At 59.7% G+C, this 19,809-nt stretch carries 18 protein-coding genes and 1 tRNA gene; 10 read left to right on the top strand and 9 right to left on the bottom strand.

Features of this window, described 5'->3' with window-relative positions:
• Nucleotides 1-2,145, top strand: coding sequence for a 3-hydroxyacyl-CoA dehydrogenase NAD-binding domain-containing protein (locus PMI25_RS02045; RefSeq protein WP_007960713.1), 2,145 nt, complete (start codon nt 1-3; stop codon nt 2,143-2,145).
• A 95-nt stretch (nt 2,146-2,240) separates the two neighbouring features.
• The gene (locus tag PMI25_RS02040) at nt 2,241-2,969 is read left to right on the top strand and encodes an amidotransferase (protein WP_007960716.1); all 729 of its coding nucleotides are present in this window, start codon (nt 2,241-2,243) and stop codon (nt 2,967-2,969) included.
• Nucleotides 2,970-3,100: 131 nt separating this feature from the next.
• Here PMI25_RS02040 and PMI25_RS02035 read toward each other — a convergent pair whose 3' ends face one another.
• The 3 genes from PMI25_RS02035 to PMI25_RS02025 all read right to left on the bottom strand — a co-directional run bounded on the left by PMI25_RS02035 (nt 3,101) and on the right by PMI25_RS02025 (nt 5,836).
• Nucleotides 3,101-4,072 carry a magnesium and cobalt transport protein CorA gene (locus PMI25_RS02035; RefSeq protein ID WP_007960718.1) on the bottom strand — a complete coding sequence of 324 codons (972 nt, stop codon included), beginning with the start codon at nt 4,070-4,072 and terminating at the stop codon, nt 3,101-3,103.
• Nucleotides 4,073-4,206: 134 nt separating this feature from the next.
• Complete coding sequence (locus PMI25_RS02030) at nt 4,207-4,929, bottom strand: 1-acylglycerol-3-phosphate O-acyltransferase (protein WP_007960721.1); 723 nt, start codon at nt 4,927-4,929, stop codon at nt 4,207-4,209.
• A 217-nt stretch (nt 4,930-5,146) separates the two neighbouring features.
• The gene (locus PMI25_RS02025; RefSeq protein ID WP_007960722.1) at nt 5,147-5,836 is read right to left on the bottom strand and encodes a crotonase/enoyl-CoA hydratase family protein; all 690 of its coding nucleotides are present in this window, start codon (nt 5,834-5,836) and stop codon (nt 5,147-5,149) included.
• A gap of 295 nt (nt 5,837-6,131) precedes the next feature.
• Here PMI25_RS02025 and PMI25_RS02020 point away from each other — a divergent pair.
• Both PMI25_RS02020 and PMI25_RS02015 read left to right on the top strand, forming a co-directional pair.
• A tRNA-Ser gene (locus PMI25_RS02020) sits at nt 6,132-6,221 on the top strand.
• A gap of 164 nt (nt 6,222-6,385) precedes the next feature.
• Entirely contained in the window at nt 6,386-6,706 is a 321-nt protein-coding gene (locus PMI25_RS02015; protein WP_007960724.1) for a YbjQ family protein, read from the top strand.
• 64 nt (nt 6,707-6,770) lie between these two features.
• Here PMI25_RS02015 and PMI25_RS02010 read toward each other — a convergent pair whose 3' ends face one another.
• Nucleotides 6,771-7,049, bottom strand: coding sequence for a hypothetical protein (locus PMI25_RS02010; protein WP_007960725.1), 279 nt, complete (start codon nt 7,047-7,049; stop codon nt 6,771-6,773).
• 239 nt (nt 7,050-7,288) lie between these two features.
• On the opposite strand from PMI25_RS02010, the gene PMI25_RS02005 reads away from it, so the two are divergent.
• From PMI25_RS02005 to PMI25_RS29415, 4 genes are all read left to right on the top strand, one after another.
• Nucleotides 7,289-7,477: a hypothetical protein gene (locus PMI25_RS02005; RefSeq protein ID WP_007960727.1), complete on the top strand. Its 189-nt coding sequence runs from the start codon at nt 7,289-7,291 to the stop codon at nt 7,475-7,477.
• Between the two features lie 325 nt (nt 7,478-7,802).
• Nucleotides 7,803-8,171 carry a glycine zipper domain-containing protein gene (locus PMI25_RS02000; RefSeq protein WP_007960728.1) on the top strand — a complete coding sequence of 123 codons (369 nt, stop codon included), beginning with the start codon at nt 7,803-7,805 and terminating at the stop codon, nt 8,169-8,171.
• Between the two features lie 134 nt (nt 8,172-8,305).
• Nucleotides 8,306-8,731, top strand: coding sequence for a YMGG-like glycine zipper-containing protein (locus tag PMI25_RS01995; protein ID WP_007960730.1), 426 nt, complete (start codon nt 8,306-8,308; stop codon nt 8,729-8,731).
• Between the two features lie 123 nt (nt 8,732-8,854).
• Entirely contained in the window at nt 8,855-9,022 is a 168-nt protein-coding gene (locus PMI25_RS29415; RefSeq protein WP_007960732.1) for a hypothetical protein, read from the top strand.
• Nucleotides 9,023-9,183: 161 nt separating this feature from the next.
• On the opposite strand, the gene PMI25_RS01990 is transcribed toward PMI25_RS29415, so the two are convergent.
• Both PMI25_RS01990 and PMI25_RS01985 read right to left on the bottom strand, forming a co-directional pair.
• Entirely contained in the window at nt 9,184-9,489 is a 306-nt protein-coding gene (locus PMI25_RS01990) for a contact-dependent growth inhibition system immunity protein (protein ID WP_007960733.1), read from the bottom strand.
• A complete protein-coding gene (locus PMI25_RS01985; protein WP_024164416.1) occupies nt 9,479-14,266 on the bottom strand; it encodes an RHS repeat protein in 4,788 nt (1,595 codons plus the stop codon). The genes PMI25_RS01990 and PMI25_RS01985 overlap by 11 nt, the downstream gene beginning before the upstream one ends.
• 246 nt (nt 14,267-14,512) lie before the next feature.
• Here PMI25_RS01985 and PMI25_RS01980 point away from each other — a divergent pair, with 246 nt between their 5' ends.
• The gene (locus PMI25_RS01980; protein WP_045121952.1) at nt 14,513-15,208 is read left to right on the top strand and encodes an HAD-IA family hydrolase; all 696 of its coding nucleotides are present in this window, start codon (nt 14,513-14,515) and stop codon (nt 15,206-15,208) included.
• Between the two features lie 77 nt (nt 15,209-15,285).
• On the opposite strand, the gene PMI25_RS01975 is transcribed toward PMI25_RS01980, so the two are convergent.
• Nucleotides 15,286-16,032 carry a 3-oxoacyl-ACP reductase family protein gene (locus tag PMI25_RS01975; RefSeq protein ID WP_007966313.1) on the bottom strand — a complete coding sequence of 249 codons (747 nt, stop codon included), beginning with the start codon at nt 16,030-16,032 and terminating at the stop codon, nt 15,286-15,288.
• Nucleotides 16,033-16,158: 126 nt separating this feature from the next.
• Between PMI25_RS01975 and PMI25_RS01970 the strand changes: the two genes are divergently transcribed.
• Complete coding sequence (locus PMI25_RS01970; protein ID WP_007966311.1) at nt 16,159-17,085, top strand: LysR family transcriptional regulator; 927 nt, start codon at nt 16,159-16,161, stop codon at nt 17,083-17,085.
• A 133-nt stretch (nt 17,086-17,218) separates the two neighbouring features.
• Here PMI25_RS01970 and PMI25_RS01965 read toward each other — a convergent pair whose 3' ends face one another.
• On the bottom strand, nt 17,219-17,947 hold the full coding sequence (locus tag PMI25_RS01965) for an aspartate/glutamate racemase family protein (RefSeq protein ID WP_007966310.1): 729 nt from the start codon (nt 17,945-17,947) through the stop codon (nt 17,219-17,221).
• A 54-nt stretch (nt 17,948-18,001) separates the two neighbouring features.
• Nucleotides 18,002-19,540 (bottom strand): NCS1 family nucleobase:cation symporter-1, encoded by a 1,539-nt coding sequence (locus tag PMI25_RS01960; protein WP_007966308.1) that lies wholly within the window; start codon nt 19,538-19,540, stop codon nt 18,002-18,004.
• Nucleotides 19,541-19,809 lie beyond the last annotated feature (269 nt).

Genomic DNA, 19,809 nt, shown 5'->3' with positions numbered 1-19,809 from the left:
ATGAGCCAAGCCATTCGTTACGAAAAAGGCCAGGACGGCATCGTCGTGCTGACCATCGACATGCCGGGCCAGAGCGCCAACACCATGAATGCCGTGTACCGCCAGGCCATGGGCGCCTGCGTGGCGCGGCTGGTGGAGGAAAAAGACAGCATCGCCGGGGTGATCATCACGTCGGCGAAGAAAACCTTCTTTGCCGGCGGCGACCTCAATGAACTGATCAAGATCGGCAAGCCCGAGGCCAAAGCTTTTTATGACATGGTGCTGAGCCTCAAAGCGCAATTGCGCACCCTGGAAACTCTCGGCAAACCGGTGGTCGCGGCGATCAACGGCGCCGCGCTTGGTGGTGGCTGGGAAATCTGTCTGGCCTGCCATCACCGGGTGGCGCTGGACGATGCGGCGGTGCAACTCGGTCTGCCGGAAGTGACGCTGGGCCTGCTGCCGGGCGGCGGCGGGGTGGTGCGCATGGTGCGCATGCTCGGTATCGAAAAGGCCTTGCCGTACCTGATCGAAGGCAAAAAGGTGCGCCCGCAACAGGCATTGCAGGCCGGTCTGATCGATGAACTGGCGGCGGATCGCGACGAGTTGATGGCCAAGGCGCGCGCCTGGATTGTCGCCAACCCGACTGCAGTTCAACGTTGGGACGTGAAGGGCTATCAGATCCCAGGTGGCACGCCGTCGAATCCGAAAGTTGCGCAGATGCTGGCGATTGCGCCGTCGATCTTGCGCAGCAAGACTCAGGGCACGCTGCCGGCGCCGGAGAAAATCCTCTGCGCGGCGGTGGAGGGCGCGCAGGTCGATTTCGACACCGCGCACTTGATCGAAACCCGTTACTTCACCGAACTGACCACCGGGCAGATCTCGAAAAACCTGATCGGCACCTTCTGGTTTCAGCTCAACGAGATCAACGCCGGCGGTTCGCGCCCGCAGGGCTTTGCGCCGTATGTCACGCGCAAGGTCGGTGTGCTGGGCGCGGGCATGATGGGCGCCGGGATCGCCTTCGTCAGTGCCTCGGCTGGCATCGATGTGGTGCTCAAGGACATCAACCTGGCGGCGGCCGAGAAAGGTAAGGCCCATTCGGAGGCATTGCTGGACAAGAAGGTTGCCCGCGGGCAGATGGATGCTTCGAAGCGTGAGGCGGTGCTGGCGCGGATTCACGCCACTGAAGATGATGCGGATCTGGCGGGTTGTGATCTGATCATCGAGGCGGTGTTCGAGGATCGTGAACTCAAGGCCAGGGTCTCGTCCGCGGCGCAAAAGATTGTTGGACCTGACGCGGTGATTGCCTCCAACACTTCAACGTTGCCGATCACCGGCCTGGCAACGGCAGTGCCGGATCAAAGCAAGTTCATCGGTCTGCATTTCTTCAGCCCGGTGGACAAAATGCCGCTGGTGGAAATCATCAAAGGCACGCAGACCAGTGCTGAAACCCTAGCGCGAGGTTTCGACTTTGTTCTGCAAATCAAGAAAACCCCGATCGTGGTCAACGACAGTCGCGGCTTCTTTACCTCGCGGGTATTTGGCACCTTCACCAATGAAGGCATCGCCATGCTCGGCGAGGGCGTGAGCGCGCCGATGATCGAGACTGAAGCGCGCAAGGCCGGGATGCCAGTCGGGCCGCTGGCGATCTCCGACGAAGTTTCCCTCAGCCTGATGAGCCATATCCGTCAGCAAACGGCCAAAGACCTGCAAGCGGAAGGGAAAGCGCTGACAGATCATCCGGCGTTCGCTGTGATTGACTTGTTGCTCAACGAATACAAGCGTCCGGGCAAAGCCGCTGGCGGTGGTTTCTACGATTACCCGGCCGGTGGTCAGAAACATCTGTGGCCGGAGTTGAAGACGCGCTTCGAGCAGGCCGACGGGCAGATTTCGCCGAAGGATGTGCGTGATCGTCTGCTGTTCGTGCAGGCCCTGGAAACCGTGCGCTGCGTGGAGGAGGGCGTGCTGACCTCGACGGCGGATGCCAACGTCGGCTCGATCTTCGGCATCGGTTTTGCGCCGTGGACCGGCGGCGCCTTGCAGTTCATCAATCAGTACGGCGTGCAGGACTTCGTCGCGCGTGCGCAGTACCTGGCCGAGCAGTACGGCGAGCGCTTTGCGCCACCGGCGCTGCTGCTGGAAAAAGCCGCGAAAGGCGAGCTGTTTTAAGTGATCGGCTGAACGCTGCGGGGCTTGCCTTGCCGGGGTGTTTCAAGGCAGGCTCTGGGGTGTTCATTATTCCCATCACGTGTCAGGTATTTTTTATGTCGCTACGCATCTGCATTCTGGAAACCGACATCCTGCGTCCGGAACTGGTCGATCAATATCAGGGTTACGGGCAGATGTTTCAGCGCCTGTTCTCGCAGCAACCGATTGCCGCCGAGTTCACCGTGTACAACGTGATGCAGGGCGAATACCCCAGCGACGACCAGACTTTCGACGCGTACCTGATCACCGGGAGCAAGGCCGATTCGTTCGGCACCGACCCGTGGATCCAGACCCTCAAGCAATACCTGCTGACCCGTTACGAGCGCGGCGACAAGCTGCTCGGCGTGTGTTTCGGCCATCAATTGCTGGCGCTGCTGCTGGGCGGCAAAAGCGAGCGCGCCACCCAGGGCTGGGGCGTCGGCACCCACAACTACAAACTGGCGGCCAAGGCGCCGTGGATGAGCCCGGTGCGTGAAGAGCTGACGCTGCTGATCAGTCACCAGGATCAGGTCACCGCACTGCCGGAAAACGCCACGGTTATTGCCTCCAGCGATTTCTGCCCGTTTGCCGCGTACCACATTAACGATCAGGTGCTGTGCTTCCAGGGCCACCCGGAATTCATTCACGACTATTCGCGGGCGCTGCTGGATCTGCGCCAGGACGCGCTGGGTTCGCAGATCTACTCGAAAGGCGTGGCCAGCCTGGAGCAGGAGCACCATGGCACCACGGTGGCGGAATGGATGATGCGGTTTGTGGCGCACAAGCCAGAAGCTGAAGCGATTTAAGACCTGACATTTACCTATGTGGCGAGGGAGCTTGCTCCCGCTCGGATGCGCAGCAGCCGTAATTTACGGCAACTGATTTTTGTATGGGGTGCTTTGCACCCCAGCGGGAGCAAGCTCCCTCGCCACAGGGACTACAACCACCCCGACCTCTTGAAACTCGCCCACAAACTCACACACCCCACCGTGATAAACCCCAACACGGCGAAATAGCCGTAATGCCAGCTCAGCTCCGGCATGTTCTGGAAGTTCATCCCGTAAATCCCCGCCACCGCCGTCGGGAACGCCAGAATCGCCGCCCATGCGGCAAACTTGCGCTGCACCACGCTCTGCCGTGACGCCTCCAGCAACACACCGATCTCGATGGTCTGGCTGGCAATGTCCGCCAGCGTGGTCAGGTCTTCCATCTGCCGCGTGACGTGAATCTGCACATCGCGGAAGTACGGGCGCATGTTCTTGTCGATGAACGGGAAACTCAGCTTCTGCAATTCCTCACCGATCTCCACCATGGGCGCTGCATAGCGGCGCAGGCGCAACACGTCGCGGCGCAAGCCGTGGAGTTTCTGAATGTCATGCTCGTTCAATGCACTGCACAGCACGTTGCGCTCCAGTTCATCGATCTCGGCATGGATCGCTTCACCCACCGGCTGATAGTTTTCGATCACGAAATCAAGAATTGCATACAGTACGAAATCTTCCCCATGCTCCAGCAACAGCGGTCGCGCCTCACAGCGCTGGCGCACATGCGCGTAGGACGCCGAGTGACCATTGCGGGCGGTGATGATGTAGCCCTTGCCGGCGAAGATGTGCGTTTCGATGAACTGCAAGATCCCATGTTCGCGGATCGGCGAGTAGGTGACGATAAACAAGGCGTCACCAAAGGTTTCCAACTTCGGCCGGCTGTGTTTCTCCAGGGCGTCTTCGATGGCCAGCTCATGCAAGTTGAACTGTCGTTGCAGTTTGGCCAGTTCCTGAGCGTCCGGCTCTTCCAGGCCGATCCAGACAAAGTGCCCGGTTTTCGCGGCCCAGGCGGCGCCTTCGTCAAGCGTGATATTGGTGACTTTCTTACCAGCGCTGTACACCGCAGCAGCAACAACTCGACCCATGGTGGTGGTTCACTTCTTCTTGGCAGATGGCAGGGAATACAAGGCTTCAGCTTAGCCGTGTCGTTGCTTGAGAGTCAGTGAAATCTGTACAGTTCAGCCGGCAAAAGAAAACCCGCACAAGGCGGGTTTGTTTTTCACGCAGCCTGCAGCTGCTGATCCATCGCGGCGATGCATTCGCGCATCTGCTCGCGGCACTGGGACATGAGCATGGGCATGTCATCCATGGTCAGCCCGGCTGTAGGAATCGCCGGCAGCGAGCGTATGAGAATTTTCCCGCTACGCCAGCGATTCAGGCGCATGTGCTTGATGTAGCTGCTGACACACACCGGCACGATCGGCACACCGGCGGCGATCGCCATCTGGAACGCGCCTTTCTTGAACGGCAGCAGCTCTTCTCCGAGGTTGCGCGTGCCTTCCGGAAATACCCAGATCGACGTGTCTTCGTGTTGCAGGGTTTGGGTGGTGGTGAGCATCGACTTGCGCGCCTTGTGCGCGTTGCCACGATCGATCAACACGTTGCCCGCGAGCCAAAAAAGTTGCCCGAACAGCGGCACCCATTTCAGGCTTTTCTTGCCGATACACACGGTTCGTCGCGGCACCACGTTGCCGAATACGAACAGGTCATAGTTGGACTGATGGTTGGCGACGATCACGCAACTGGCGGGTTTGTTCATCAACGGGCCGACATCGGCTTTTACCCGCAGGCGCAGAATGCACATCGCCGGAAGCGCATAGAGGCGGGCGCACAGTCGGCTGTTGTCCGGGTTGAACGGACGGCACAGCCCGAGGATCACTCCCAGCACGCCGGCCAGAATAAAGTGCAGGCCCATCAATAACATACGAAACACAAACAGCATTTTCAGGCCCCACCGGGACAAAAGGTGGCGCAGTGTACGGATGTGCACTGTTTTCGGCAATTGCTGCTATAGAGTCCGGAGATAGGCGATGTTTAAGCGCATGTTTCCGAGTTGATTGTCAGACCCGTACTAGAGCAGTCGACGCTCGATCAACCGAACGCGCAAGAAAAAGCCCGACACGACGGTCGGGCTTTTCTTCGGCTTCGGAAGCGCGGGCTTAGCCCAGATGTTCCTGATCCTGGATGATCGCGTTGTCGAGGGCTTCGAGCAGCGCCTTGCGCACTTTGAGCTTGGTGTTCTTGTGTGCGTTCATGTTGATCTTCTTCAACTGACGCGCCGCGGCCAGGGCTGCGCCTTGAAGCTCTTCGGCAGCCACCACCTTGTCGAGGAAACCGGCATCCACCGCACTTTTCGGATCAAACATCTCGCCGTTGATCACCGAACGATGGAACGCCGAGCGGCGCAGGCGATCCCGTGCCAGCTCGATGCCGGCGTGGTGCATGGTCATGCCGATCTGCACTTCGTTCAGACCGATGCTGAACGGGCCATCAACGCCAATGCGGTAATCGGCAGACAGCAGCAGGAATGCACCTTTGGCTACGGCGTGGCCCGGGCAGGCAACGATCACCGGAAACGGGTGAGAGAGCAGGCGACGGGCGAGTGTCGAACCGGCGGTCACCAGCGCCACGGCTTCTTTCGGGCCGGCGGTCATCACCTTCAAGTCATAGCCGCCGGAGAGGATCCCCGGCTGACCGGTAATGATCACGATGGCACGATCAGTCACCGCCTGATCCAGCGCCGCGTTGAACGCCGCAATCACGTCCGGGGAAATGGCATTGACCTTGCCGTTGTTCAAGGTCAGGGTCGCGATACCGTCTTCGAGGTGGTAGGCAATCAACTCACTCATGACGCTATTCCTTGTAAGAAAGATGGGCAGACGTTACCCACCGCCGTAGGCCAGGTAAAGCGCTGTGACTGACTCGCCGGTCACCGTTTCCGGCCGCGCCCGGCGTAGCACGCCGTTCTGCTTCTATATAGAAGGGTGGCCGTCACCAGAGATTGGCCGGTTTGCCATCGCCCAGGGTGGGGCGAAACGCCTTTTTGTCTTAACCGCATGAAAATTCTGAAAAAAAGTTTGCCATCAGAACAGCTTTCGACTACATTAGCGCGCCTCGACAGACAGAACATGTTTGAAGAGATACGGTGAAGTGTCCGAGTGGCTTAAGGAGCACGCCTGGAAAGTGTGTATACAGGAAACTGTATCGAGAGTTCGAATCTCTCCTTCACCGCCACATTCAATACGCAAAACCCCTGATTTCGAAAGAGATCAGGGGTTTTGTGGTTTCTGGCGTCTGGATTTTAATCCGTCACGGAAGTCATGTGCGCAGGTGCTCGGTCTGATTTGCCATAGCGCATTACAATCGCCGCTTTATTCGTAGAAAAAAGGATTGCTCCCATGATCATCTCCACCACCCACGCCATCGAAGGCCGACAGATCACCGCGTACCTGGACATTGTCAGCGCGGAGTCGGTGCAGGGCGTCAACGTGATCCGTGACCTGTTTGCCGGCATGCGCGACTTTTTCGGTGGGCGCTCGCAAACGCTGGAGCGTGCGTTGAAGGAGGCGCGGGTTCAGGCGACGGACGAGATCAAGGAAAGGGCGCGGGCGTTGCAGGCGGATGCGGTGGTCGGGCTGGATTTCGAGATCAGCATGCCGGCGGGTAAGGGCGGTATGGTTGTGGTGTTTGCGACGGGGACGGCGGTCAAGTTGCGTTGATGTAATCGCCTGTTCAAGGGAGCCCATTCAGACGATGAATGGGCTTTTTGCGTTTTGCTTTCGGTCAGTCCTGAGGCTTGAGGATGACAAGTCCGTGGGCGTCATAGATCAGGGGCGTATCGATTGCCACCAGAGGCGGGGTGCCGGTGGAGGGCGTTGGATCGGCAGGCTGACTCGGGTGGTAGATAACGCCGGGGGTCAGAACCGGTTTGTTCGGATAGGTGATGGTGATGTCGCCCGAAGCGAGCTTTTCCTTGAATTTCTCACCGGCGGCTTTGCCGGCAGCGATTTGTTCGTCCGTGAGTTTTACGACCGGCATTTCCGGAAATCCATTGATTTTCATGTTCTCTCCTTGAGATTCATTTGTATGAAAAAGGGCAACGGCCTGTGGCCGGGAATCTTTAGCGTTGTGAGATCAACGGTTCCTGCGGATGTTGAATTTGCATAGGCCATTCGTCGGGCATCGGTCGAACTGAACCGCAAGTCCGGTAATGACCGGCTAGTCTCAAAAGCCTTGGAGGTCGATATTTTTTCAGGCAAAAGGGCTTTGCCGGTGTCGATCCATTGCAAAGGGGAGAGGCTATGACTGATCCGTATATCGAAGATGATGGAGCCGAATTTTCATTCAACAACTGTGTCCGTTGCGGCCAGACGGAGTACCAATCGGGCTTTGGCGAGGATCCGGTGCAGACCGGCAAGATCAAGTCCACAGCGCCCAAGGGGCCAAAGGCCAAATTCCTTCCAAAGGTGTCGGCCCGCTCAAGAAAGTAAAGTGAGACCGAACGACCCCGTCTATGAACGGGGTTTTTTATGCCTGATGTTTATGAAGGGAAATCTCCTACAAGTGATAGGACGGATTCTGTTTTTTTTCACAAACTTTTCACGTCCACGGACGTAGGGTGAAGCCATCCGTTAGAAAGCAAGTCTCCAGCCCGTCTCCCCAGCGGGCTTTTTTTTGCCTGCGATTAAACCTTTTGCCAAATCGCTGTCCAATCGGCGCCAAGTGCGCGGCGACAGCTGATTTATCTGGACTTCAGCGCGTCGGCAGCTTTCAATCTCGGCCCCTTTTGATCCCCCTATTTTTGAGGTTTTCGTCATGCGTCTAACATTGCCTGCTCTGGTTCTGGGGCTTCTGGTTGCTCAAGGTGCGGTCGCCGGTGAAGGCACTGCTGCACTCGGTGGCGGTCTGGGTGGTGCGCTGGGTAACGTGGTCGGCCAGAAAATGGGCGGCAGCACCGGCGCAGCGATTGGTGCCGGTGTTGCCGGTGCGGCCGGCAGTGCCATGGCAGCCGGCAAAGGCAGCCGCACCAAAGCCGCTATCGGCGGTGGTGTTGGCGCGGCCGGTGGTTCGGTGATCGGCAACAGCCTGGGTGGCCGAAATGGCGCGACCATTGGCGCCGGTCTGGGTGGCGCTGCGGGTGGTGCCGTCGGCGCCAACCTGTCCAAGGGGCACAAGCGTCACTGATAGCGAACGTTTGTCAGAAATAGCCCGGCTCGATGTTGGGCTTTTTCATGGCTGAACGTTTTCCCGAAAAATGTCTCCAATCTGACATAGGCCCTATGGGCATACCCTCCCGATTCGGGAACTGTGAGGTTCAAATGCGCTTGTCATTGTCTGCACTGTTTTTCGGATTACTCATCGCTCAAGGTGCGATGGCCGCCGGAGATGGCAGCGCCGCCGTGGGTGGCGGTTTGGGCGGTGTGCTCGGTAATGTGGTCGGTGGTCAGCTCGGTGGCAGCACCGGTGCCGCGGTTGGCGCAGGCGTCGGTGGCGCGGCGGGCAGCGCGGTCGGGGCGAATAAACACAATCGCACCGAAGCCGCCATTGGCGGTGGTCTCGGCGCTGCCGGCGGCTCGGTGGTCGGCAACAGCCTGGGCGGCTCCACCGGTTCGGCCATTGGTGCCGGTTTGGGCGGCGCAGCGGGTGGTGCGGTGGGCAACAACCTGGGTGACGACGGTGGTAGAGCTCATTCCGGTGGTGGTCACAAGCACAACAAGTACAAACACAAAAAACGCCATCATTGATTGAATATTCGAAAACAAACCCGGCCTGGTGCCGGGTTTTTCGTGTCTGGTGGTCGGACACTGGAACGATTGGCTGTAGGGCTTTTCGAACGTTATACAACCCACCAGACGTAGAGGTTTGCCATGACGCCCGAAACCGAAGGCAAGGAAGAAAAAGGCCCGAGTGGTCTGCCGTATATCAATGATCCGGGAAACGAGGATCCGGGGTCGCTGATGGACGATGCGACGGTGCCGTTGAATGATGCGGATGAGGCAGATATGGAATATGAGGAGGATGAGGATGAGCAGTGATTGCTTGTTCTTTTGATTGAGTGCGGTGTTACTGCTTTCGAAGCTTCAGGGCCTGAGGTCTTTCAGGCCCTTTGCCAAGCGTGAGATGGATGGTGAGCAGAAGAACCACGATATATGAGAACCGCCTGAGTATCCGTTACCTTTGACCCTCTTCACATTATTCAAATGTTACTCTGTTGGAGACTTACAAGTATGTGCTTAAGCCATGTACATCCGTCTTGCCATTCATGCCAATAACAGTAACTACATCCCATCTCCTTTAATAAAAAATCTCGGATCTCTTCTTCTGTTAGATCAAGCGCCAATACAGCTTCAGCTTCCTTTATCACATCCAGAATTACGCTGGCTTCAGAGTCCGTTACGAACGATTTAACGACATCATCAGAGACATCGAATTCGCTCATCCAGTCCTCATGAAAATAAGCTCCGAGGAACTGAAACAGCTGAGGAAACTCTTCATTTGTCATTTACAAATCCCGTCAAAATATAATATCCAAGCGGCGACTTCACATCTCGCTGAAGCACTAACCTGATGCTAAACAAAGGCTCTAATTTTCCACTCTTTCGCACAACACCCACGCCTGCAGGGACCGAAACCTGCTCATTGATAACAAGCTTCTTCGCTTTGCCTTTCAAAAAATCATCAATTTTTTTCTGATTACTTCGCATCACATTTGACAATGCGGCTTCAGCTTCAAATCGATTAGGAAACGTTGATGCGATAGGTATGTTCGGCTCTGCCTTTAGTCTAGCTCTCAGTTGCGCCTCAGACCTTTCTACATGCTTCGCTATCACATGCCCACCTCGAGACTCGTGAGCCTCTAACCCACCTCCGGGGACTATCTCACTATATGGCCCATCAGCTTGTATCGCCCCCGGACACGGTGCGCAAGTCAACCCCAACGGATCCACCCACCCCGTCGGATTCGGCACGTACCGGTACTGATTCAACCCACCCGCCAACTTCACCGGATCCGGCGTCAGATACCGCCCCAACCTCGGGTCGTAATATCGATGCCGGTTGTAGTGCAGCCCGCTTTCCGCATCGAAATACTGCCCCTGAAAGCGCAGCGGCTGGTCCAGGTAGTCCTCGCCGGCGAGGGTGATGGCGGCGACCTTGCCGTAGGCGTCGTATTGCGCCGACCAGACGATTTCGCCGCTGTAGTCGGTGAGTTCCTGCGGGGTGCCGAGGTGGTCGAGTTGGTAGTAGAACGGGCAGGCCTTTTTCGGGCCTTTGCCGTCGAGCAGCGCCAGCGGGCGGAAGGTGCCGGGTTCGTAGACGTAGCTGCGGTAATGCGTCGAACTGCTTTCGGCGACGAGGTGGTCGCCTTGCCAGAAGAACTCGGTGATCTGGCCGTCGACGGTTTTGCGGAGGCGTCGGCCGAAGGCGTCGTATTGGTAGGACGCGGTTTGGCCGTCGGCGCGGGTCAGGCCGATCAGGCGGTGCTGGCAGTCGTAGCGGTATTCGGTGACGAGTTGCTGGTCGCGGCCACGGCGTTCGCGGATCAGGTTGCCGAAGGCGTCGTAGTCGTAGTGCCGGTCGCCCTGCATCAGCAGGCGGTTGCCCTTGATCCGCGTGGGGCCGGGGCGATCCTGCATCAGCAGGTTGCCGGCCGGGTCGTGGGCGAAGGATTCCGGCAGTTCGTCGCGCGAGTGACGGACGCGAGTCAGCCGGTCGAGGGCGTCGTAGTAATAACTGCGCTGGCCGTGACGGCTGTCGGCGATACCGGCCAGATTGCCGTTGACCGCATAGCTGTAGTGGCGCAAGTACAAGGGGCGCGTTTGCTGATTGACGGTATGCAGCTGTAATCGGCCCTGATCGTCGTAGGCATAGTCGCTGCGCAGCAGGCCTTGTTGCCGTTGTTGCTCGCGACCGGATTGGTAGACGTGGCTGCTCAGCCGCGTGCCATTAAGATCGATGGCGGTCAGCGCACCGCCCTTGGCGTAGTGATAGTCGAGCTTGCTGTTGTCCGGCAGACGCTGGCGTTTGAGCTGGCCGCAGGCGTCATACGCGTAACGCAAGGTGCCCCAGCCCTGGTGCTCGGTGATCAGCCGATCCTGCCGGTCGTATTCAAAAGCCAGCGGATGTTGCTGGCCGTCATCGACCCCGGTCAAACGGCCCAGGCGGTCGTAGGTGTAAGCCACCTCAACCCCGTCGGGCAGGGTCTTGAGCAGCAGACGCCCGGCCGCATCACGCGCGTAAGTGGTGACCAGCGTCGAGCCGTCATCGCCGAACTCGGTCTTCTCCAGCAGGTGCCCGTTGCGGTCGTAGGCGTAAGCGGTGCGCCGGCCGTCGAAGCCGGTTTCCTGTCGGATCAATCCGGTGGGTGTGTAGTCCAGGCAGTACTTTTCCCCGGACTCGTTCTCGATTTCCGTGAGCAACAACTGCGCATGGTCGTAGCGGTACTGCACCCGCGTGCCGTCGGGATTGATCTTGCGCGAGACCAGATGCAGGTCGTCGTCATACTCGTAGCGGGTGATGTGCCCGAGCTCGTCGCGCTCGGCAGTGATCTGGCCGTAGGCGCCGTAGCTGTAGGCGCGAGTGCTGCCTGTAGGAAGCGTTGTCTGGACCAGTCGGCCAACCGCATCCCACTGCTGGTGGGTGACGGCACCGTGTTCGTCGCAAGTGGTGGTCCGTCGCCCCAGCGCGTCGTAGGAAAAGCGCCGCACACCACCGTCAGGCAGGGTTTCCTCGATCAGTTGCCCGAGGTCGTTCCACGACAACTTGTGCCGGCTGCTGTCCGGGTAGCGGATCGACAGCAACTGCCCGCGAACGTCGTAGTAGTAATGGGTGACCTGACCGTCAGGATCGACCGCCTCGGTGACATCGCCCTCGGCGTTGCGCCGAAACGTCCACACCGCCTCGTCGCGAGAACGGCTGTGCAGGAAACCGTTGCGATACTCGTAGGACGTTGGCTCATCGTCTGGCGGAAGCAGCGCGATCAGCCGTCCGACGTCGTCGTAGCGGTATTCGGTGACCGCGCCCAGCGGATCCTGCTCGGCGATCAGCCGGCCCGCGTCGTCGTAGGCCTTGAGGTGCTCACCACCATCGGCCTCCACCTTGCGCACCAGCCGTGCGCTGTCATCGTGGACGTAGGTTTCTTCGGTGCCATCGACGTAATGCACCGTGACACGACCGTCGTCGTCCCAGACATACCGCGTGTTCATCTGCGCGAACGAGGCCCAATGGCGCACGCAACGCGCGGCCTTGCCCGAGCGTTCCCATTCCCAGAAAAAGCTCGCGCCGCCGGTCAGCTGCCGCTGCAGGATGACGTGCTGATCGTCGTAGTCGTAACGCTCACTGTCACCGACCGCATTGGTCGCAGCCAACAAACGCTGACGGGCGTCGTAGCAATAACTGACCAGCGTTTGCTCGGTGCGCCAGCCATCAGCCTCGAACACCTGGTAATCAACCGCGACCAGATGCGCCCGGTCATAGCGCAACAGCAGCGAGCGCCCGGCGCCATTGTCCAAACGAACAACGCGCTCCTGATGATCGCGAGAAACCGTCAGCCGATTGCCATACGCATCACTGATCGCCACCAACCGCCCAGCACGAAAGTGATAAAACCGCGCCGCATCCCCGGCCAGCGCGAGGATCAGTTCCTCTGGCTCATCGCCGAGAAAAATCGCCGCCCGCGACAGGCTGTTGTGAATCGCCGGGCGCTCAACGCTGGGCAACGGAAACCGCGTGCGGCGGTTCTCGTGATCGACCCAGACCACCGCATCGCCATCGAACTCCAGCCGATGCGCCAGCGAATGGCTCCAGCCAAACCCCAGCCCGACATCAATCTCAACCGCACTGGTGCGGTACAAGCGGATGAACTCGAACGGCAACAAGCCATCGAGCGTGGCGTCGGTCAGGGTCAGTAGTTCTTCGCCAGTGACCATCGACACCGGACAGCCGTTGGTGCAGGTCAGCGGCGCGCAATCGGCGCTGTCACCGTTGGGGTTTTTCGCCTGGTTCGAAGCGTCGTCGTGAGGTTCGTGACGCTCCATCCGGGTCGTGCCACGGGACTTGTCACGAACCATCAGTGCCGGATTCGGCACGGTGAAAACCACAGCATCCGCCTGACGAATGTTCAGCGGGATCGCCGGCGTTGGCTTCAACGGCACATCGCGAGCGTTGACCAGCAACGGCTTCAACGCGCCGGCGTGCTTGCTCAGATCGGCAGGGGAGGACAGCTCGCTCAGGCGCAACGCCGACGTCGCCAGCCATTCCCGCGCCCGGGGCGACTTGATCTTGCTCAGCACCTTGCTGCTCAGTCGCACGGGCACACCAACGCCGCCGCAAACGCGCATCAGCAAAAAGCTGATCAACAGCTCGACCCGAACTTCTGCCACCACTTCTGCCAGGTACTGCGGCGGCAGCATCTTCAACCAACTGTTAAACGCGGCCAGCTGGATAAACAGCAACGGCTCGTCACTGAGGATCAGCAAGCCATTGGCGATGGCCTCACTGGAGGCGTCGAGCAGCGCTTGCAGCTCGACATCGCTCAAGTACTGCAGAAGTTTTTCGCTGTTGGCCTGCAGGTCGGCGAGCAGGCCGAACAGCTGTTTAACGTCATCCCAGATGGCGTGCAGGGCTTTCTCGAAACCGCGCCAGTCGGCCTGTTGCAATTGCTGGTAACGATCAGCCAAACCGGCGCCGGAAAACTCCGCCCACAGCGGCTGAAACCCGTCCCACTCCTGACGAAGCCAGACCTCAAGCCCATCCACAATCCCGTCGTAGGAGGCATACAGCGCTTGGATATGGGTGCTGGAAACATCAGGAAAGAAGGTGATGCGATAACGCTGGCCCCGGTCGCAGTCGCGCACTTCCAGAATGCCGCTCGGGCCGATGGTATGGCGCAGTGGTTCACCGAAACTCAATACCCCGTCGACTTCTCCGATCACCGGTTCCAGCAGCACCGGGGTATTGCCGATCGGTACGAACCGCGCCGCCTCGAACAGGTGCACCAGAGTCAACGGGCCGCTCGCGGGGCACATGACCACCGAGGGCTGGATCGGCTGGCGGGATTTGACCGGAGCGCTGAGGTGGACGTCGTCGCCGACCTTGAACACCTGCTCGACCTCCAGCGCCGTCCCGGTCCAGAACTGCTCGGCCCAGGCCTCGTAGTTGTTCAGGCACAGGCGGAACTCGCGGATCAGCGTTTCGAAGTCCGGGTGTTGCGGGTTCAGGGCGGCAACCACCAGCAGGCCGATGCTGTTGTTCAGGGCCAGGAGCCGATCGGTTTGGAACATTCGCAGGCACTCGCGCATGTGAAAGAGGTGCGCGGACTTTGCGGGGGATCAAACGGGAAAGAAGTCGGGAAAGTAGGCGTTATCTGTAGGGCATTTCGCTAAATACCAGCGAGTCATTCCATGGCCCTTAAACATTGCCCGTTGCTCAATGTCCGCCGGCCTCGTTATGCTGCTGAACCCATTAATCAGATCCGCGTAGCGGCGCCGGCTGGGCCGCCCGGGATGTTTTTGATAACGGATCCGATGATGAATGCACCGATGAAGACGTTTGGCCCGATCAAGGCCGTGATTTTCGACATGGACGGTTTGCTGCTGGACACCGAAGGCATCTACACCGAGGTCACCTCGCTGATTGCCGAGCGCTACGGGCGGACCTTCGACTGGAGCGTTAAACAGAACATCATTGGGCGTGGCGCCAATGATCTGGCGAACTACGTGGTGCAGGCGCTGGATCTGCCGATCAGCGCCGAAGAGTTTCTGCTGATCCGCGAACCGCTGATGCGTGAACGCTTCCCCAAGGCCCAGGCGATGCCGGGCGCGGAGGAGCTGATTCGCCATCTAAAGGCGCACAACATTCCGATCGCCGTGGGCACCAGCTCGTCGCGACAGTCGTTCGGCCAGAAAACCACGTTGCACCGCGACTGGTTTGCCCTGTTCGATTTCATCGTCACCGCCGACGACCCGGAAGTTGGTGCAGCGAAACCGGCGCCGGACATCTTCCTCACGGCGGCCCGGCGTCTGGGCGTCGCGCCTGAGGATTGTCTGGTATTCGAGGATTCGCCGTTTGGCGTAACCGCAGCGAAAGCGGCGGGGATGACGGCCATCGCGATTCCCGATGCGGCCATGGCCGACGAAAAATACGCACACGCCGACGGGATTTTGCGCACGCTCAAGGCGTTCACCCCGAGTGCCTGCGGTTTGCCGGCGCTGGACTGGGCTTGATCAGCCAATAAGCACTCAAAAAAACGCCGCCCTCTGCAAAGAGGCGCGGCGTTTTTTGTATCCGGGATTCAGCGCAATCAGGCGCCAAAACCACCGTCGATGGTCAGGCTGGCACCGGTGATGTAACCGGCTTCCGGGCCGACCAGATAAGCGACGAAACCGGCGATTTCATCAGCAGTGCCGTAACGGCCCACCGCCATCAGCGGGATCAGGCTCTCGGCGAAATCGCCATGGGCCGGGTTCATGTCAGTGTCGACCGGGCCGGGTTGCACGTTGTTGATGGTGATGCCGCGCGGGCCGAGATCACGGGCCAGGCCTTTGGTCAGGCCGACCAGCGCCGATTTGCTCATTGCGTACACGCCACCTCCGCCGAAGGGCATGCGGTCGGCGTTGGTGCTGCCGATGTTGACGATGCGCGAGCCTTCGCCCATGTGTTTTGCCGCTTCCTGAGAAGCGATGAATACGCTGCGCACGTTGATCGCCAGAGTCTGGTCGAAGTCTTCCAGTTTGAAGTCTTCCAGCGGCGCGATGGCCAGTACACCGGCGTTGTTCACCAGAATATCCAGGCGGCCAAAGGCTTCGACGGTGGCGCTGACCGCGTTGCGGATGGCTGTTTCGTCGGCGCTGTCCGCTTTGATCGCCAGGGCTTTGCCGCCCTTGGCGGTGATGCTGTTCTGCAGTTCTTCGGCCTTGGCGGCGGAGCTGACGTAGGTGAACGCGACGGCGGCGCCTTCTGCAGCCAGGCGTTTGACGATAGCGGCGCCGATGCCGCGGGAACCGCCCTGAATCAGAGCAACTTTACCGCTGAGGTGTTGAGTGGTCATGTTCGATCTCCAGGAAGTTGAAGGCGGGGTGCCTTGGTGTTGGAGCCGAGTATCGGCCTCGCCTCGACAACCGTGTAGACCATGATTGCTATAGTCTGTGTAAACCAGAAGTTTATAGTGACGATCATGGAAACGTTCAGCAGCATCGAATGCTTTGTACGCAGCGCCGAAGTCGGCAGTTTCGCCGAAGCCGCCCGGCGCTTGAGCCTGACCCCGGCCGCCGTCGGCAAGAGTGTGGCGAAGCTCGAGGTGCGCCTCGGGGTAAGGCTGTTCCAGCGTAGTACACGCAGCCTGACCCTGACTGAGGCCGGTCAGCTGTTTTTGAGTCAGGTCAGTGGCAGTCTGACCACCATTCAGAATGCCGTGGCCAATCTGTCGAGTGTCGAAGGACTGCCGGCGGGGTCGCTGAAGGTCAGCATGGGCACGGCTTTCGGCTGCCTGCACATCGTGCCGATGCTCGGCGAGTTTCTACGGCGCTACCCGGCAATCAGCCCGGATTGGCATTTCGATAACCGTCAGGTCGATTTGATCGGCCAGGGTTTCGATGCGGCCATCGGTGGCGGTTTCGAATTGCCCCAAGGGGTGGTGGCACGCAGGTTGAGTCCGGCGCATCGAGTGTTGGTGGCGTCCACGGATTATTTGCAGGGCAATCCGGCCATTACAGAGCCGGACGAACTCAAGTACCACGACGGCATTCTGATTCGCTCGCCGCAAACCGGGCGCGTACGTTCCTGGCAGTTGACCGGTCGTGATCCTCAGGTCTGTCGCCCTTTGACGCTCAAGGCGCGCATGACCATGAGCGACTCCGAAGCCGCTTGCATCGCGGCCTGCCAGGGCCTGGGCATTGCCTTGGTGAGCATGCCGTTTGCCTCGGGGTATCTGGAGTCGGGCCGGTTGCAGCGGGTGCTGCCGGACTGGTACATCGACGACGGCTACACCTCGATCTATTACGCCGAACACAAGTTGCTGCCGGGCAAAACCCGGGCGTTTGTCGATTTTTTGATTGAGCAGTTTGCGCAGCGGGGGTTGGCGCAGCGGTTCAGTGCTGTCTGAGCAGGACTTTGGTACCGAGGTGATGCCATCGCGGGCAAGCCACGCTCCCACAGGTTCTTCGTCGTTCACATGATGGTGATACAACGCGAAACCTGTGGGAGCGTGGCTTGCCCGCGATGAACGATAACCCGGTCTACCGGGCAAACCGCTGCGCCCAGCCAATGATCTGCTTCGGTCGTGGCGTCGCGTAAGTCCGCACCTTGGACGTCGATAACCCCAATCGCACCAGCGATTCAGCGATGGTCACCGCCGCCGTCACACCATCCACCACCGGCACCCCGGTGCGGCGACGGATCTGTTCATCCAGCCCGGCCATGCCGCCGCAGCCCAGGCAAATCACTTCGGCCTTGTCCTGAGTCACCGCCAGTTCCGCCTGCTGCACGATGGCTTCCAGCGCGCGCTGCGGTTCATGTTCCAGCTCCAGCACCGCCAGGCCGCTGGCCCGCACCGAGGCACAGCGATCCCACAGGCCCGAGAGTTTCAGCCGATCCTCGATCAGCGGCACGGTGCGATCCAGCGTGGTCACCACCGAATAGGCGTGGCCGAGAAACATCGCGGTACTGGCAGCGGCGTCGGTGATGTCCACCACCGGTACGTTGAGCAGCTCCTGCAAGCCTTCGCGCCCGTGTTCGCCGTAGCCGGCCTGAATCACCGCGTCGAACGGTTGGTCGTAGGACATCACTCGGTCCATCACGGCGATGGCCGCAAGATAGCTTTCGAAATTACCTTCCACCGAGTCCGCGCCGAAGAACGGCGTCAGGCCGACGATTTCCGTACCGGGGGCGGCGACCGCTTGCGCCGAGCGGGCGATGGCCTGGGTGATGGATTCGGTGGTGTTGACGTTGACCACAAGAATACGCATGAGAAGTCCTTATTGCGGGCAGTTCAGCGGCCCGAAGTCCGGGCCGCGAGGAAGTTAATGGCTGACGTTGTCGACGGCGATCGATTCGCCGCTGACGTCGGCGTAGTGCGGCTGACGTTTGGCAATGATCAGGTAGAGCATTCCGGCAATGCCGGCGCCCACCAGCCAGGAGAACGGCGAGATGCTGTGGAAACCCGGCACCAGCGCCAGGACGATGGCGATCAAAGCCGCAGGAATGAACGCCGCCACCGCGCGGAAATTCACCCCGCGGCTGTAGTAATAGGCGCCATTGGGGTCTTCGCTGTAGAGCTGCGGGACATGGATCCGGCCTTTGCGGATCAGCCAGTAGTCGACCATGATCACCCCGTACAACGGGCCGAGCAGGGCGCCGAGACCGGACAGGAAATACACGATCACCAGCGGGCTGTTGTAGAGGTTCCACGGCAGGATCAGCACGGCGAGGGTCGCGCTGATCAGCCCAGCGCGGCGGAAGGTCAGGTACTTCGGCGCCAGGTTGCTGAGGACGAAGGCCGGGGCGACGAAGTTGGCCATGATGTTCACCGCCACGGTGACGATCAGGAACGCCAGGCAACCCAGCACCAGAAAGAACGTGTTGGGGATCGAAGCGATGATCTCGGTCGGGCTTTCGATGATCCGCCCGTTGATCTGGAATTGCGCACCGCAGAGCAGGACGGTGATGGCGGCGAACACCAATATGTTCACCGGCAGGCCCCAGAAGTTACCGATCTTGATGGTCTTGCGGCACGGCGAGGAGCGGGCGAAGTCGCAGAAGTTCAGGATCAGCGTGCCGTAGATCGCCAGCCACAGCGCGCCGCCGGCAAAGATGTTGCGCCACATTTCGCCGCCGGTCAGCGGTTCGCGGATTGACCAGGCGATGGTTGCGTTGGCCTGGGTGTACATCCACGCGGCGAGGGCGGCGACGGTCAGCAGAATCACCGGGCCGGCAAAGGCCTCGTAACGGCGGACCATTTCCATGCCGTAGGCGAGGATCGCCAGTTGCACGAACCAGATCGCCACGAAGCATACCCAGCCCAAAGTCGACAGACCGAGGATCGAGTTGTGGTCGTAATCGGCGAAGCCAGGATGAATCGCCGTCAGCAGCACGCGAAATACCACCGACGCCAGATACGTCTGAATGCCGAACCAGGCGATGGCGATCACCGCCCGGATCAATGCCGGAATCTGCGCGCCGTGGATGCCGAAACTGATCCGGCTGATCACCGGAAACGGCACCCCGGTTTTCTGTCCCATGTAGCCGGACAGGTTCATGAAGAAGTACACCAGCGCCGCGCCGATCCCCAGCGACAGCAGAATCTGCCAGCCCCCCAGACCCAACGCATACAGGCCGATGGCGAACGAGTAGTTGGCGATGTTGTGCACATCGTTGGTCCACAGGGCAAAGATGCTGTATTTGCCCCAGCGCCGACCTTCGGCGCGGGTCGGTGCCAGGTCGCGGTTGTGCAGGCGCGGGCTGAGTTGTAACGGTTGAGCCAGACCCGTGTCGGGCAATGGCTGGTCGAGGGCAGAGGCGGGCAGATTCAGCGCGATGTTGTTGGAGAGACTTGTACGCATTCCGGCAGGCTCCTGATGGGCGGGCCGCGATGACTGTGCATGAGCCCAGGGCTCGACAAATCTTCGGCGCGGCCAGCAGACATCACTGGTTACGGGGCATCTGCAGCCTGTACGGGATAGGGCGCTTCAGGCTTGCGGATCGAAAGTGTGTGGTCATGTTTTGCGGTTTTGTATACAAAACATGTATGCACTCAAGCGAGATCTGTGCCAGTCAGCGATCTATGCAGCGCTACGCTCATTTCGAAAAGTTATCGATGAGCGCTAAGTAT

It is taken from the genome of Pseudomonas sp. GM30, from assembly GCF_000282275.2.
In the GTDB taxonomy this organism is placed as follows: domain Bacteria; phylum Pseudomonadota; class Gammaproteobacteria; order Pseudomonadales; family Pseudomonadaceae; genus Aquipseudomonas.
The sequence above is the reverse complement of the archived record's forward strand: the minus strand, read 5'-3'. Positions and strand labels throughout refer to the sequence as shown.

Excerpts from the sequence above, each read along its gene's own strand:
- PMI25_RS02045 (WP_007960713.1), top strand. The coding sequence starts at position 1 with ATGAGCCAAGCCATTCGTTACGAAAAAGGCCAGGACGGCATCGTCGTG.
- PMI25_RS02040 (WP_007960716.1), top strand. The coding sequence starts at position 2,241 with ATGTCGCTACGCATCTGCATTCTGGAAACCGACATCCTGCGTCCGGAA.
- PMI25_RS02035 (WP_007960718.1), bottom strand. The coding sequence starts at position 4,072 with ATGGGTCGAGTTGTTGCTGCTGCGGTGTACAGCGCTGGTAAGAAAGTC.
- PMI25_RS02030 (WP_007960721.1), bottom strand. The coding sequence starts at position 4,929 with ATGCTGTTTGTGTTTCGTATGTTATTGATGGGCCTGCACTTTATTCTG.
- PMI25_RS02025 (WP_007960722.1), bottom strand. The coding sequence starts at position 5,836 with ATGAGTGAGTTGATTGCCTACCACCTCGAAGACGGTATCGCGACCCTG.
- PMI25_RS02015 (WP_007960724.1), top strand. The coding sequence starts at position 6,386 with ATGATCATCTCCACCACCCACGCCATCGAAGGCCGACAGATCACCGCG.
- PMI25_RS02010 (WP_007960725.1), bottom strand. The coding sequence starts at position 7,049 with ATGAAAATCAATGGATTTCCGGAAATGCCGGTCGTAAAACTCACGGAC.
- PMI25_RS02005 (WP_007960727.1), top strand. The coding sequence starts at position 7,289 with ATGACTGATCCGTATATCGAAGATGATGGAGCCGAATTTTCATTCAAC.
- PMI25_RS02000 (WP_007960728.1), top strand. The coding sequence starts at position 7,803 with ATGCGTCTAACATTGCCTGCTCTGGTTCTGGGGCTTCTGGTTGCTCAA.
- PMI25_RS01995 (WP_007960730.1), top strand. The coding sequence starts at position 8,306 with ATGCGCTTGTCATTGTCTGCACTGTTTTTCGGATTACTCATCGCTCAA.
- PMI25_RS29415 (WP_007960732.1), top strand. The coding sequence starts at position 8,855 with ATGACGCCCGAAACCGAAGGCAAGGAAGAAAAAGGCCCGAGTGGTCTG.
- PMI25_RS01990 (WP_007960733.1), bottom strand. The coding sequence starts at position 9,489 with ATGACAAATGAAGAGTTTCCTCAGCTGTTTCAGTTCCTCGGAGCTTAT.
- PMI25_RS01985 (WP_024164416.1), bottom strand. The coding sequence starts at position 14,266 with ATGTTCCAAACCGATCGGCTCCTGGCCCTGAACAACAGCATCGGCCTG.
- PMI25_RS01980 (WP_045121952.1), top strand. The coding sequence starts at position 14,513 with ATGAATGCACCGATGAAGACGTTTGGCCCGATCAAGGCCGTGATTTTC.
- PMI25_RS01975 (WP_007966313.1), bottom strand. The coding sequence starts at position 16,032 with ATGACCACTCAACACCTCAGCGGTAAAGTTGCTCTGATTCAGGGCGGT.
- PMI25_RS01970 (WP_007966311.1), top strand. The coding sequence starts at position 16,159 with ATGGAAACGTTCAGCAGCATCGAATGCTTTGTACGCAGCGCCGAAGTC.
- PMI25_RS01965 (WP_007966310.1), bottom strand. The coding sequence starts at position 17,947 with ATGCGTATTCTTGTGGTCAACGTCAACACCACCGAATCCATCACCCAG.
- PMI25_RS01960 (WP_007966308.1), bottom strand. The coding sequence starts at position 19,540 with ATGCGTACAAGTCTCTCCAACAACATCGCGCTGAATCTGCCCGCCTCT.